Raw genomic sequence first — 13,083 nt, 5'->3', positions numbered from 1 at the left:
CTGATAGTCATATTTCCGTATGCTTAAAAATTTATAATAAAATAGGTAAAACTGTGGAATACGTATTTCCCTTTAGCATCAGGATAATAGCGCTAGAATTTTAGGTAAATGAAGACAATTCTTGTTTTTGAGATATATTTATAAAAAGCACGTTACCCTTTCTCATTAATACAAGAAAATAGTAACGTGCTTTTAATTTTAAAAATAGTTCGAGTCTTTTATAGCTAATAGAAGTTGCTTGATCCCCTTTAGACTTCTAACTATTAATTACACCTCATCGGAGTGCTAACTCTCTTACATACCTGACCAATACAATTTATATATACATCATAAACGCGTCCACTGCTGTCACACTCATAATGAGACCTTACACATGCACATTCTCCTGCTTTATTACTTATTCCTAATATTTTCTTTAACATTTTAATCATCCTCTCATTAAAAAAATAAAAATAATTATCTAACAAATTAGCACGGATACTTTGTACGAATCGTTTCACATAACTCATTTACTGTACAATCATAGTAGCGATATACTTCTCTACCACCCTCGCAAGAATACCTTTCGACAGTACAAGAACATACAGGTCTTAATGGTGCTATACCTAGCAATCTTTTTAACATTTTATCCCTCCTATTACATTTAATTGGAAACAACAACTTTAGGATACATTTATTCCTTGTAACTGTCAATAACATTCTGAATAATCAGAAATAAATCGCTAGATTTGTTTATATCACACATTAACCAGTTCTTGTTCTAAAATACTATCTAGTTTCATTATTAGTTCACCAAAGTTTGATAAATCTGCAATATGCTTAATTTCACCTAACTTGTCAATTAATAATATATAAGGTGAGGTATGGACAAAGAAATCCTCAACTATATCCGAACTTACTATAAAGTGTGCATTTGAACTGCTTTGCATCATGTTACTATCTAATATTTCACTAGAAACAAAGATATAATTAATATCATATTTATTTATAACATCAGGCATCTTCTTAAATAGTTCTTTGCAACTAGAACATGTATTACTTACAAATAAAAGTAAAGTGTATTCATATTCATCAGATGGTACTACTAGTGTTTTTCCTCCCATAGAGTTCTTTTGAAACACCGGTACCTTTTGTCCGACTGCTAATGATTTTTCTTCTAATTGTCCAATTTGCTTATTTTCACGAATCCGAAAACGATTTAAAAATTGTCCAACTAGCCTACCCAGATATAGTATTAATATAGTTTGGAAGATAACAACAATCCACAATGTGATGTTAGAAATGACATACCATTTTTCACTCATTTTTTAAGTCCTCTCCTAATAATTTGAACTAACTCAATTTTTTGTTAAACGGTCTATTCGTAAAGAAATATTATATAGTTGTATCATATTTATTCCTATTAATATAATAATCCAACTAGTAAATACTAAAGTAAAATACTGAAAATTAAAGATATCAAGCACAAATTGATTAGTTTTTAATAAATGATCTAAGCTCCCTAATGATACCGGATACATTAATAAGATTACCGAAACAGCACCAATACAAAGATTCCTAACAATTAACATCCATGATAATTTATGATTTCCTAATACACCGCCACATCCACAAGATATTTCCTTTCTTCCTCTAAGTAAGTTTACTAAAATAGCAACAGAGTATACAAGAAGTAGTATTACTGCACAAATTAGAGTAAATGTATGAAACAACCCTATAAACAAACATAAACTTATAAATAATTCCGCAAAAATTTCTATAATAGTAAATAACCTAATTTGATTCTCAGGAATAATCTGATATTCTTTTATAATCAATTGATGGATATTAAATTTCTTAATTTTATCAATGCCTGTACTAATAAATAAAGTCGCAATTCCAATTTTCATCATAAAAAACAAAGAAATCATTTTTATTCACCTCATATTTTTAAATAACTTTATCCTCCTTAATATTTCTCATCTTTTCATAATGTGAGAAAATTCCCTTATGATACGAATTTTGATATATTATTGTTCCTTTATTATCAACTAGGGTGAATGTTGGAAAAGTGTCTATATCTAAGGTAGTAAAAAAGCTCTCATTTTCCTGTATCTTGACAAAGCCTTTATAATCTGTGTTTTTTTTATTATTACCTGGCAATTCAAATATCTTTTCAATATTTATTAGTGGTATTTTATAGATATCGTTATTCTCCTCAATCATTTCTATTAATGCTTGTTTACAAAAAGGACATGTAATTGACGTAAATGCAATTATAGTTATATCTTCAAAATTCAAATGGTTTTCTAAGAAATATCTTTTCATATTTACTCCCATAAGATTATTATCCTTATAGCTAAAATTTCCACTCTCTATTAATGGAAGTAAATCTATTTCCTTTTTTAAAAAATGTATCTGCCTCAATACAATGCACAATAGTAATAACCAAACACAAATGAACATTAAAAGTATCGACATCATACTCCTCCTATTTTAATTTTTAAAAACTCCCTTTTACCAGTTCTTTATGTTCCATATACCATTTCGATTGAGAAACGAATAATTCTTTATATATACCATCTAAATGTAAGAGATCCTGATGTGTACCTCGTTCAGCAATTCTTCCTCGTTCCATTACAATAATTTCATCGGCCAACCACGCTGCCCCAAGGCGATGAGTAATAAATATGACAGCCTTATCACTGGAATATCGAAAAAACTCCTCCATAATTTCTACTTCAGATTTTGGATCAAGAGCAGATGTTGGTTCATCCAATACTATAAGATCACACTCTCTAAATAAACATCTAGCTATCGCAATCTTTTGCCATTGCCCCCCTGAAAGTTCATTTCCTCCATCGAAAAACCTTCCCAATCTTGAATCATATTGATAAGGTAGACTTTTAATGTGGTTTTCTAATCCAACCCTTTTTATTACTTCTTTTAATTTTTCTGTATCGGCTAAATCCTCTAAATTTCCAAAACCTATATTTTCTCTTACCGTAAATTCAAAGCGATTAAAATCTTGAAATAGAACGGAAATTTTCTTGAAATATTTGTTTAAATCTATCTTATTTAAAGGCATACCGTTCACATGTATCATAGATGAATCCGTCTCATATAAACCTGTTAAACATTTGATTAAAGTGGTTTTTCCTGAGCCATTTTCACCAATAATTGCGATTTTTTTACCTGGCGTAATTTTCAAATTAACATCTTTCAATGTTTGTCTACCTTGATTAGGATAGGTGAAATTTAATTGTTGAACACTTATTTCTTGAATACTATGAATCTCTTCTTTAGCTTCCACCTCATCAATTTCAGGTAAAGAGATAAAAGATGAGAACTCCTTCACATATAATAAATTCTCGTAAATATTTGATATAGATCTAATTAGACTATTTAAACTGGCTTGGATGTTTTGAATAGCTTGTAATACTGCTACTAATGACCCTACTAACACTCTTCCTAATTTCATTAAGTATAGGAGAAAAGCACTAGTTAGCGCATATACCAATACAAGTATAATTTCTGAAGCAAATAACCAAACAGTTTGTTTCTTTAATAAATTTATCTCCTCCAGATTATTTTCTTGATATTTTTGACGCCATTTTTTTATTAGAAAACTTGTTATCTGAAATAAGCGTAGCTCTTTAACACTCTCTCTTCTATATAATAGGTTAGATATGTAAAACATTTCTCTATTTACTGGCGTTAAATTCCTCATTAATTCATATTTAGATGAACCGTTTTTTATTTCGATAATAAATAATGGTATGATTCCAAGAAATAATATAACTACCAATACCCAGTGGATATTTATTAAATAAACTAATATAGAAATTAGTGTTATACATTCTTTTAACAAGTTAGAAGAACTCGTTACATTATTTACGATACGCTGATCAATACCACTAATCATCTGAAGTTTATTTTGGAATTCGGGATTTTCAAAATGTATGTATGCTAACTTTTCCATTTTATTAAATGTGATTTCTTTGATATGCAAACCAATTTTTTGATTAATATATTTGTCATTAATAATGCTAAGATGTTCTAAAATATATTGAATTAGAAAAGTGACCAATTGACACGCTAAATACACAAATACTTGCTCCAAGTTACCAGAATGATTTATAAATCTTGCTGCTTCATTTATTAAACGCTCAAAAAGAAAAATGTTAATAACTGGTATGAAACCTTCTATAACTCTAATAGTCACTAAAAATATTAAATGACTTTTACATGACCTCCAAAAAACACTTGCAGAATAAAGAAATAATGACATATTATTCAATAAAACATCCCCTATAATAATATTAAAATAGACAAAAAATTCTTAATACAAACAATATTTTACATTACTTCTTCTATAACGTAAATATTCATTTTACTTTATTTTCCACAAAATAAAACTTCCTGCTCGAGAAATTATTGTTCCTTGTCCATTTATAAGTTTTGTATTAACTTCATAAGTTCTTGCAAATTCCATATAATCAACTAGTTCAGCCGTGTGATGAATTAGGTGTCTCAATTAATCCAAGTATGTATCTTTCCATTATATGTATTATTCATCTCAATCACATACCCTTCCCTTTAAATGATTAGAAATAGATTGATCTGTTATCTTTCTTATATTGAATCCAATTAGACCCTATATCGGATGTTTAATATAAGAAATAGTCTAAGACATCCCATTTTAGTTTCCTCGGAAACTAAAATATATTATAATTAAATTTGCATTAGCTTTTAATTACGTAAATAAATGGAGGGCATGACATGGAAAATCATTATGATGTCGCGGTAGTTGGCGGTGGTCCAGTTGGACTTATGACAGCATGTGAATTAGCTATTCAAGGCGTAAAAGTTGTCGTTTTAGAGAGAAGGTTAAATCGGATACGAAATTCTAGAGCACTCACACTTCACCCCCGCTCCTTAGAATTAATGGCTATGAGAGGTATTGAAAATCGATTTTTATCTAGAGGGAAGAAATCAGATACAAGCCATTTTGCTGCCCTAGATACAAGATTAAACTTTAAAAATTTAGATACTGATTTTCCATATACGCTTTTTATTCCCCAATCTATTACAGAAGAAATATTAGAAGAGCGTGCATTGGAATTAGGTGTAGACATTAAACGTGGTCATACTTTAAAAAATTTAAAACAGTATGATACATTTGTACAACTAGAAATAGAGCAAAGAGAAACAATATATAAAATAGAAGTTCCATATGTAGTAGGCGCTGATGGAGCAAGAAGCGTAGTTCGTGAGTTATCACATATACCGTTTAATGGAACAGATACAACAACTACTGCTATATTGGGTGATGTGATTTTAGAAAATGTACCAGATAACCCATTTTTATCTACATCTAATATAAATGGGATAATAATGATGGTACCTATTGCACGTGATGTATTTCGTTTTGCAATTGTAGATCCTAAGAATCAGACAATACCTGTTCATGTTGCTGTCACAGAAAAAGAGCTTATAGATAGTATTTATAGTATTACAGGTGAACATATTCGAATTAAGAGTTCAATATGGCTTTCTCGTTTTGGAAATGCAACCAAACTAGCAAATACTTATCAACATAAGCGTGTATTCTTGGCAGGAGATGCAGCGCATATTCATTTCCCTGCTGGAGGACAAGGTTTGAATGTAGGATTACAAGATGCTTTTAATTTAGGATGGAAATTGGGACTAGCTATAAAACATAAAAAATATGAAAGTTTATTAGGAAGTTATCATATTGAACGACATGATGTAGGAAAACAATTTTTCAAGGAAGTACAAGCGCAAGAACAATTAATGATAAACTTTTCAAATGCAGGTATAGAGTTAAAAGAGTTATTCTCGCATTTACTCACATACCCAGAGGTGAATCAAGATTTAGCTGAAAGAGTAAGTGGCTTAGGGGTTATATATTCCTCTATGCATACGAAAGAAAGGCACCCATTTACAGGGAAAAGATGTATAAATCTTACTATTTCTTCTCAAAATAAGAAAACTTATAAACTCTTTGAATTGATGCAAGATGGTAAATATATTTTATTAATACATCCGTCTTATAAAGAAGAAATAGATAAAATGAACATTAATTCGCACATAAAGGTGGTTGTAGGAGAAATACAGGATTCTCAGTTAAAAAATATGGATGTAATTTTAATTCGCCCCGATGGTCACATAGCTTACATTGAGTATGACAAAAGAGATTACTGTAAAGATTTGAAAATAAATAGGAAACGATTGAATCCAAAACGAGAACAGCCAATCGTTTTATTGATTAGGGTCGCTTGTGCTTTATTTGGATAGATACGAAATTTATATGCTTTATTGATCATCATTCATTTCACCTCCATTTCGATATGTATCTATTATATAGCAAACATACATTCGATAGGTAGTGAAGTAACAATTTATGTATGTCGAACAATTAAGATGGCTCCCTGCCATCCCTTGTCCGAAGCCAATTCATCTCCCACCTACTCACTTAGCGTTCCTTGAGGAAGGAGTCTTCTTGGCTAAAATGATAAAAATTCAGAAGAAAAGTAAGCCCGCTCCTTATCTATTTTTGTATAAGGAGTAGACTTACTTTGGTTACTGATAATAATAAGGTAGGTTAATATTACATGTATATGAGATTTATCATTATCATCATGAATTTTTATTGATGGTATTTATATATATATTTACTCATAAGAATAGAACTAGCTTAGTATTTAGTGGGGGATTAAGAATGAATAGGGATGAAACCTCATTACACCCTGATACGGGTGTTACGTCTGTAAAGTTTGTTGAACGATCATTAAATGAAATTCGTTTTTGGTCTAGAATCATGAAGGAGCATTCTAAGAAAAAACACTTATAAATAAAATTCAAGTAATTGGTATATACTTCTTGAAACCCTTACTTATGGTTCCATTGTATCCATTTTTAGTGAAAAATTTATGTGCTTTTATTCTAGTTGCACTACTTAATAAGATAATTCTTGTGGATCCCCTTGCAATTGATATCTCTTCTACATGTTTCAATAACTTTTCCCCTATCCCATTACCTCGAAAATCTTCATTTACAATCACATACTCTAAAACAGTATACGGTCTAAATTGATATCCAGGATCAAGACAAAACGTCATAAATATACTTCCTTTGACGTTACCACTTTCCTCATAGACAAATAAAAAATTATTAGAATCATTCCTTATCTGCTCAATTCTTTCTGGTAAAACCTTAATATTTTTGCTATGTGGTGCTAATTTTTTATATAGATTTTCAATTACATTGCTGTCCTTTGGTTCAGCTTCACGAATCATATAACTACCTACCTTTTGTATTTAATATATCCATGGTAAAGACAGAAACCTATTATGGCTATAACTCTATATAGGCTTTTTCCCCACCCGGAACCTTAAATTTTTTTACATCATATTCTTTAATTATATATACCTTCATCTCTTCAAAATCTTTATCCAAAGCAAGAACTGGATTTTTCAAGAAATATATTACTTCTTCTCCGTCATAAATTCGGGCTTTTATTGTTTCTTTGTCGGAGTGAAACAATAAATAGACTCCTTTGTAAAAATATTCGTAGTATCCCTCTTCGTCCTGCTCACTCTTATCTTCAAAAGGAATACATTCAATATGATATATATTCCCATTTACATTTATCGATTTCATACAATATTACCCCACTTCCAACAATATCTATAAAAATTAGCATCAATATTTAGCAAAGTAATTTTTGAAATTATGAAATTTTCCAATGTTCTATTAATTTTATTTATTCATTTTCAAATTTCTCTTATTAATTTCACGATAAAACACTGAACGACTCACTTGGTAATATTGCAAATTTGATTTATTGTACGTTTACCTTCTTTATATAAATGAATAGCATGTTCCATCCCTTCATGTTTCTTTCCACACTTACGAGGACGACCCAGCTGTCCCCCTTTTTTAACAATATCTAATCTGACTCTTTGCTTTTCTTTCAATAACTCTCGTTCCCATTCATAATTCAGACTAAATATATGAACATTTCGCTTTTCCAAGTTTTAAACTTCTAGCTAATCAATTCATCCGAGCTTCAACAACTAAATCTCTTTCTTTGGGTCCACCACATACCTATCAAGCTAAGAAAATGTAACTAATCCCAGAACTAGATTTTGTCCTAAAATGTAATAAAAAGCTCTTTTTTCATTTTGGGGTTGATTTGTTTTCTTAAGTTAATGGGCATGTGGCGGGACCCCTATAAGAAATCACAATGTGCGATCCAATCATTTGTTTTACTATTTTTAGCAAAATAAATTCCGCCACCATGAATAACCTTTAAATGTGCTTTTGGATCGTCTGTTATTTGAAAAATAAATTCATAATCTGAGGGCCATTGGATGCCTGATTGGGCAAAACAAGCATAGCCACCTAATTTATGTATGTAATGATTTTCTTCAAAAATATCCTCGTAGTAGTCAATCTCATTTGTGTTTTCAAGTTCTAAAATTCTATCTTGCATATTGTTTGGAAAATCTTCCGTATCCCATTGTGGAAACTCATTAGTTACTAATCTAGGTATTAAGGGAAAAGGTTTTAGATTTGGAAACGTAAGTGACATCTCATTTGGTACTAGTTTCTCTAAAGAATCATATTCTCTAATGCAAAAATTTCCTGATAAGTTGGATAAGTCTTTAGCAAAGTTTGGAGAAAGAAATACTGCGATGGCTTTCATATCTTTTACTGCTTCTGCAACAAAAGGTATTTGAGTTAAATTAATCATCATGGTTGCATACATTTTGTCTTGATAGCGGTCGATTGGGTAAGTTTCATTTGGTAATGAATAGGGGATCTTTCCAATCCAACTTTCATTTATAGATAAATCGGGTCTTTTTCCGCCTGTTTGAAAGATGGTTGCTCTTTTTCTTAGGATATTCTTTATTTGATCTATTTCCAAAGTATTTTTCCTCCTAAATATATATTTTATTTTCTCCTTATTTTGATGAATAATTATATTGTATCAATAATGTATGTTTTTTGTTATAACGATTCTTGTGAAAGTTGTTGTTAAGCAACAATTTCACTTATCTTTCTGTGGTTTTACTGTCGATTTAAAACAAATAGGAAAGGATAACGTATTTTTATCATTTTAAGGACCACATAATGAGTAGAGGGTATCAGAAAAAACTTGTTAAGATTAGTAAGTCCATACTATTCCATTTCATACAAAAGGAATTTGCTCATTATTAACGAAAGTGTATGTTAACTTGATGAATTCATTCATGTACCGTATTACAAAAAAACTTGAGAACAATCTTATCCTACGATACATAATTATGATCCGTTTTAAAAATTAGTAACATTAAGGAGCAACATTATATGGGGAAAAAAGTACTGTTTTTTGGGGATTTCGGAATTGACGATACGATAGCTATCATATACGCGCATTTGACAGATAAAATTGATGTTATAGGAATTGTTGCAGACTACGGGAACGTACCTAAAGCTGAAGTTGTTAGAAATGTTCGCTTTTTACTTAAAAGTGTAGGAAAAGAATATATAAAAGTTTTTGGTGGGGCGGAGCATTCCATGTCTTCAGAAGCTGAAACTTTTTATCCAGAAGTTCACGGTAAATTTGGGATAGGGCCCATTTATCCAGGACTAGAGGTTCAGACATTTGAGAATTTTTTTGAGGTTCTCACACTTATTGAGCAGCATAAAAATGAACTTATTATCGTGAATACCGGAAGGCTTACTTCACTTGCAACTTTATTTCTCCTTTATGGAGAGGTGATGGAATATGTACATTCTTATTATATTATGGGAGGAGCTTTTCTATATCCAGGAAATGTTACTCCCATTGCTGAAGCTAACTTTTATGGCGATCCTGGATCGGCCAATATTGTAATGAGATACGCAAAGAATCTATCAATTTATCCTTTGAATGTTACACAATCGGCTATTGTAACACCAGAAATGGTCAATTATATCCACTCTAAAGGAAAAACTAAATTTTTAAAACCTCTTTTAGACTATTACTATTATCAATTTTATCAAAAAAAAGTTCCTGGAATACAAGGTAGCCCGGTTCATGATGCACTTACATTAATTGCGATTAATCGTGATGATATTTTTACGTACCATCAATCAGCAGTGACAGTTAATGTACTTGATACTGTAAGAGGACAAAGTATAGGAGATTTTAGATCTACCTTTGAACCAGAAACATTCGGTAATCGTCCAAAACATAGGATTGCAGTACAAATGAATTATGAACAGTTTTTTAAGGAGTTTATGACTGTAATGACTGGCGACCTATTTTAGTTAAAAACATTATATATACGGAGATGTTTTGCTATCAAGATAAGATTTTAAAGTACCCTCTAAATGGAAATTTTATGTTTTTATAGACCTGAAATTTATTTTAATCGTTTTGGGGGTGACTTATTTTCTTAGGTTGATGGTAACGGGGTATCGTCTATTATAAAAAAGCAAACTTAATTAAGTTTGCTTTTTAAATATTCTTCTAAATCTACTTAGTTTTCATAAAATATCTTCTGCTTCCTGTGGAAGGGATATGTTTTTATTTCTTCTGTATCTAAATTTTCATGAAATAAATGAATAGCTATAATTTGTCTACAATCATAGGTATGGTAATAATATGTACCGGATTCCATACACATTGCACTTGTATAGATGGTATTGTCTAATGTACCTTCGTCCGTTATCACTCCACCTTTTGGAACCTCGCAAGTTGATAAGATATGAAACATGGCCGATACCCCCTCTTCTTCGTTATCTATACCTTGAATATTTTGTTTCCCAAATGCTGCCCGCACAAATCTTGATGGTGGGGTGAAATCCCCAGGTAGCCCCATCGAACCCGATCCTTGTCCAAAAGCACTTAACGGCAAATCACTCCATTGTGTTGGTGCATATGGATGCGATTTAAGACCAATAAATTGTCTTAAATTTTGTAAATGCCAGTTAAACTCAGGACTATTGGTCATTACCCCAAGAGGATTATCATATATTTTTAGTCCTTCAGTTGTCGGCTCTAGCACAATACAATCTCCCCATTTATCCGCTAAAATCCAATGGAGCGGTGGAGTAACTCCTAAAACAGGTAATGGTACATCCAAAAAGGTAATACTATCTACAGATTTCTTTAACTCTTCCACAGAATTGAATTGTGTGAGACTCCATGCCACAAAATCAAATGGAGCCAGATTCGTTTTATTGTCATCTATACTGTTACTATAAGTAGCGAATCCTGGAAAATAGAGTGTTGCACATGTCATACCTAATTCATTTACTCCGTCCGCCAGTATTATCCTTCCTTGATGGTTAATCCCCATCCCGACAACAGCTTGTTTCGCCTCGATGGTTTCACCAGTTATATTGTTCCATTGATAACTTCGAGGAACTATTATTACTTCTTGATTGAAATCTAATGTAAAATCCATCGTTCTTGCAAAAAGATGCTGACCGCTTTTTGTCTGTAATGTCAAACTAGTACACATAAAGAACACCCCTTTATTTAGTTTATTTGAACAAAAATACATTTAATTTCCATCCTTAAGTTGATAAGCATGTATCGTGACCTCTATTAAAAAATATGGTTTCTAATTTTATTTCAATCTTCCTTGCACCCAAGCAGCAATATCATTTATAACATACTCAGGGATATTAGCAGGACTATACTATTCATCTGGTTTACTTAATTCCCCATCTCCTTCTGTAAAGAAGTGATTTAACTTTGGATATAGTCGATAATCAACGTGACCTCGTGCTTTTAATTGTTCTTTCCAAAGAGGAATTTCGATTTTTGATTGAACTTGATAATCTCTTTCTCCCTTCAAAATTTGAATTTTTTAATACAATATGCCAAATACTATAAGGAAAATAAAAATTATCAAAGAGATCACTAATCTCCTTTACGATTCCCCCTAACAAATTAAAAAACTATTATAAACAAACTTCAATAAAAGATGCCTTCTCCCTCTTTTTTTTATGACTGGATTTTTTGAGTGGTTGCGTGTTATCTAAAACAGAATTATTTATTGTATATGCTTCTTGCTGATTAACATAAACTGCTAGTGAATAGAAATTTATGTTTTCTGGGAATTTTCAGAAGGGTGGTATAAATATAAGAAGTCATAATTGTAATTACGAGTCTATCATTCAAACATGTTGTTACTGTACTGTTTTCGATTTCACTAGTCGAGTTGCAACAAATTTCACAAAAAACAAACCACTTAGACAAGTGTCCAAGTGGTTTGGTAGTACGAGTAAAAGTATATAAATATGTATTATTCCTCTTCTAAATCAGCAAGTTGTTTCATTCGTAACTTATAAACATACAATATTGGAATGAGTCCGCAAATAAATAAGATAATGCCTAACAGTAGCCCATCTCTTGTACTAGATTCTGGGCTGATCGATGTAAGATAAGATGTGCCAAGTACAATCACTACCAATACGAGTAAACTTGTAAGGAGTGATTTTTTAGGATTCTTTTTCGTATGTTCTTGCTGCACATTGATGCTCATGGATAAATAACCTGACACGACCGAAGTGATAATAAATAGCATCCATAGCGGATTATCACGCATATGTTCAAAACCGCCATGTATCAAATCATATCCAAGAATGCAGAGTATACCCATAGTTTGTACAAAGAATAGAATACGGATATTTTGTAGATTCCTTAGTACAAGTCTTTCATCTGTAATTTTCTTCATTCATAATCCTCCTGTTCTATCCAAAAGATTTCGTCTAATGTTGCATCTGTCGCATAACAAATTTGTAAACATAACTTTAATGAAGGATTGTACTTCCCTTTTTCAATAAGGCTAACAGTTTGTCTGGTAATCCCAACTGCCTCAGCTAATTGCTGCTGGGTCATATTTGCTTTTACTCGAGCAAGCTTCACGTGATTTTTCATATGCAACCTCCTATATAAATGTAACTTATATATTACTTAATGTAAAGTATATATTACTTAAATCTCGTACCAATTTGTACTTTGTACATATATTTCTCTAGTAGAAAAGAAAAACAGGTGTCCACAACGAGACACTTATTCCTTTTTAAGTAATGAAG

The 13,083-nt window shown here is 31.2% G+C and carries 13 protein-coding genes and 4 pseudogenes; 3 read left to right on the top strand and 14 right to left on the bottom strand.

What is annotated here, in order from left to right; all coding sequences use genetic code 11:
* Positions 1–468 precede the first annotated feature (468 nt).
* The 5 genes from ACS2MN_RS25015 to ACS2MN_RS24995 form a co-directional block, all read right to left on the bottom strand.
* The gene (locus tag ACS2MN_RS25015) at positions 469–624 is read right to left on the bottom strand and encodes a hypothetical protein (protein WP_000919787.1); all 156 of its coding nucleotides are present in this window, start codon (positions 622–624) and stop codon (positions 469–471) included.
* Between the two features lie 113 nt (positions 625–737).
* A complete protein-coding gene (locus ACS2MN_RS25010) occupies positions 738–1,304 on the bottom strand; it encodes a TlpA family protein disulfide reductase (protein ID WP_198130857.1) in 567 nt (188 codons plus the stop codon).
* A gap of 33 nt (positions 1,305–1,337) precedes the next feature.
* Positions 1,338–1,910, bottom strand: coding sequence for a MauE/DoxX family redox-associated membrane protein (locus tag ACS2MN_RS25005; RefSeq protein WP_098806063.1), 573 nt, complete (start codon positions 1,908–1,910; stop codon positions 1,338–1,340).
* Between the two features lie 19 nt (positions 1,911–1,929).
* On the bottom strand, positions 1,930–2,460 hold the full coding sequence (locus tag ACS2MN_RS25000) for a thioredoxin fold domain-containing protein (RefSeq protein ID WP_198130858.1): 531 nt from the start codon (positions 2,458–2,460) through the stop codon (positions 1,930–1,932).
* A 22-nt stretch (positions 2,461–2,482) separates the two neighbouring features.
* A complete protein-coding gene (locus ACS2MN_RS24995; RefSeq protein ID WP_257209477.1) occupies positions 2,483–4,270 on the bottom strand; it encodes an ABC transporter ATP-binding protein in 1,788 nt (595 codons plus the stop codon).
* 491 nt (positions 4,271–4,761) lie between these two features.
* On the opposite strand from ACS2MN_RS24995, the pseudogene ACS2MN_RS24990 reads away from it, so the two are divergent.
* Positions 4,762–6,210, top strand: a pseudogene (locus ACS2MN_RS24990) (FAD-dependent oxidoreductase); the annotation flags it as partial.
* Positions 6,211–6,215: 5 nt separating this feature from the next.
* On the opposite strand, the pseudogene ACS2MN_RS24985 reads toward ACS2MN_RS24990, so the two are convergent.
* Positions 6,216–6,332, bottom strand: a pseudogene (locus ACS2MN_RS24985) (helix-turn-helix domain-containing protein); the annotation flags it as partial.
* Positions 6,333–6,658: 326 nt separating this feature from the next.
* Between ACS2MN_RS24985 and ACS2MN_RS24980 the strand changes: the two are divergent.
* Positions 6,659–6,838: pseudogene (locus tag ACS2MN_RS24980) on the top strand (DUF2935 domain-containing protein); the annotation flags it as partial.
* Positions 6,839–6,863: 25 nt separating this feature from the next.
* Here ACS2MN_RS24980 and ACS2MN_RS24975 read toward each other — a convergent pair.
* The 4 genes from ACS2MN_RS24975 to ACS2MN_RS24960 form a co-directional block, all read right to left on the bottom strand.
* Positions 6,864–7,301 (bottom strand): GNAT family N-acetyltransferase, encoded by a 438-nt coding sequence (locus ACS2MN_RS24975; RefSeq protein WP_098805411.1) that lies wholly within the window; start codon positions 7,299–7,301, stop codon positions 6,864–6,866.
* 58 nt (positions 7,302–7,359) lie between these two features.
* Positions 7,360–7,665 carry a hypothetical protein gene (locus tag ACS2MN_RS24970; RefSeq protein WP_000836235.1) on the bottom strand — a complete coding sequence of 102 codons (306 nt, stop codon included), beginning with the start codon at positions 7,663–7,665 and terminating at the stop codon, positions 7,360–7,362.
* A gap of 155 nt (positions 7,666–7,820) precedes the next feature.
* On the bottom strand, positions 7,821–8,039 hold the full coding sequence (locus tag ACS2MN_RS24965) for a helix-turn-helix domain-containing protein (RefSeq protein ID WP_232353602.1): 219 nt from the start codon (positions 8,037–8,039) through the stop codon (positions 7,821–7,823).
* A 197-nt stretch (positions 8,040–8,236) separates the two neighbouring features.
* The gene (locus ACS2MN_RS24960; protein WP_098805412.1) at positions 8,237–8,935 is read right to left on the bottom strand and encodes a DUF1963 domain-containing protein; all 699 of its coding nucleotides are present in this window, start codon (positions 8,933–8,935) and stop codon (positions 8,237–8,239) included.
* Between the two features lie 422 nt (positions 8,936–9,357).
* Here ACS2MN_RS24960 and ACS2MN_RS24955 point away from each other — a divergent pair, with 422 nt between their 5' ends.
* Positions 9,358–10,302 carry a nucleoside hydrolase gene (locus ACS2MN_RS24955; RefSeq protein ID WP_097954788.1) on the top strand — a complete coding sequence of 315 codons (945 nt, stop codon included), beginning with the start codon at positions 9,358–9,360 and terminating at the stop codon, positions 10,300–10,302.
* A gap of 212 nt (positions 10,303–10,514) precedes the next feature.
* Here the strand turns inward: ACS2MN_RS24955 and ACS2MN_RS24950 are convergent, their stop codons facing one another.
* The 4 genes and pseudogenes from ACS2MN_RS24950 to ACS2MN_RS24935 all read right to left on the bottom strand — a co-directional run bounded on the left by ACS2MN_RS24950 (position 10,515) and on the right by ACS2MN_RS24935 (position 12,925).
* Positions 10,515–11,501 carry a choloylglycine hydrolase family protein gene (locus ACS2MN_RS24950; protein ID WP_098805413.1) on the bottom strand — a complete coding sequence of 329 codons (987 nt, stop codon included), beginning with the start codon at positions 11,499–11,501 and terminating at the stop codon, positions 10,515–10,517.
* A gap of 108 nt (positions 11,502–11,609) precedes the next feature.
* Positions 11,610–11,843 (bottom strand): annotated as a pseudogene (locus ACS2MN_RS24945) (alpha/beta hydrolase); the annotation flags it as partial.
* A 447-nt stretch (positions 11,844–12,290) separates the two neighbouring features.
* The gene (locus tag ACS2MN_RS24940; protein WP_000724354.1) at positions 12,291–12,722 is read right to left on the bottom strand and encodes a hypothetical protein; all 432 of its coding nucleotides are present in this window, start codon (positions 12,720–12,722) and stop codon (positions 12,291–12,293) included.
* Entirely contained in the window at positions 12,719–12,925 is a 207-nt protein-coding gene (locus tag ACS2MN_RS24935; RefSeq protein ID WP_098805414.1) for a helix-turn-helix transcriptional regulator, read from the bottom strand. Before ACS2MN_RS24935 ends, ACS2MN_RS24940 begins: the two co-directional genes overlap by 4 nt.
* Positions 12,926–13,083 lie beyond the last annotated feature (158 nt).

The organism is Bacillus cereus group sp. BceL062, assembly GCF_051780025.1.
GTDB classification, from domain to species: domain Bacteria; phylum Bacillota; class Bacilli; order Bacillales; family Bacillaceae_G; genus Bacillus_A; species Bacillus_A toyonensis.
The sequence above is the reverse complement of the archived record's forward strand: the minus strand, read 5'-3'. Positions and strand labels throughout refer to the sequence as shown.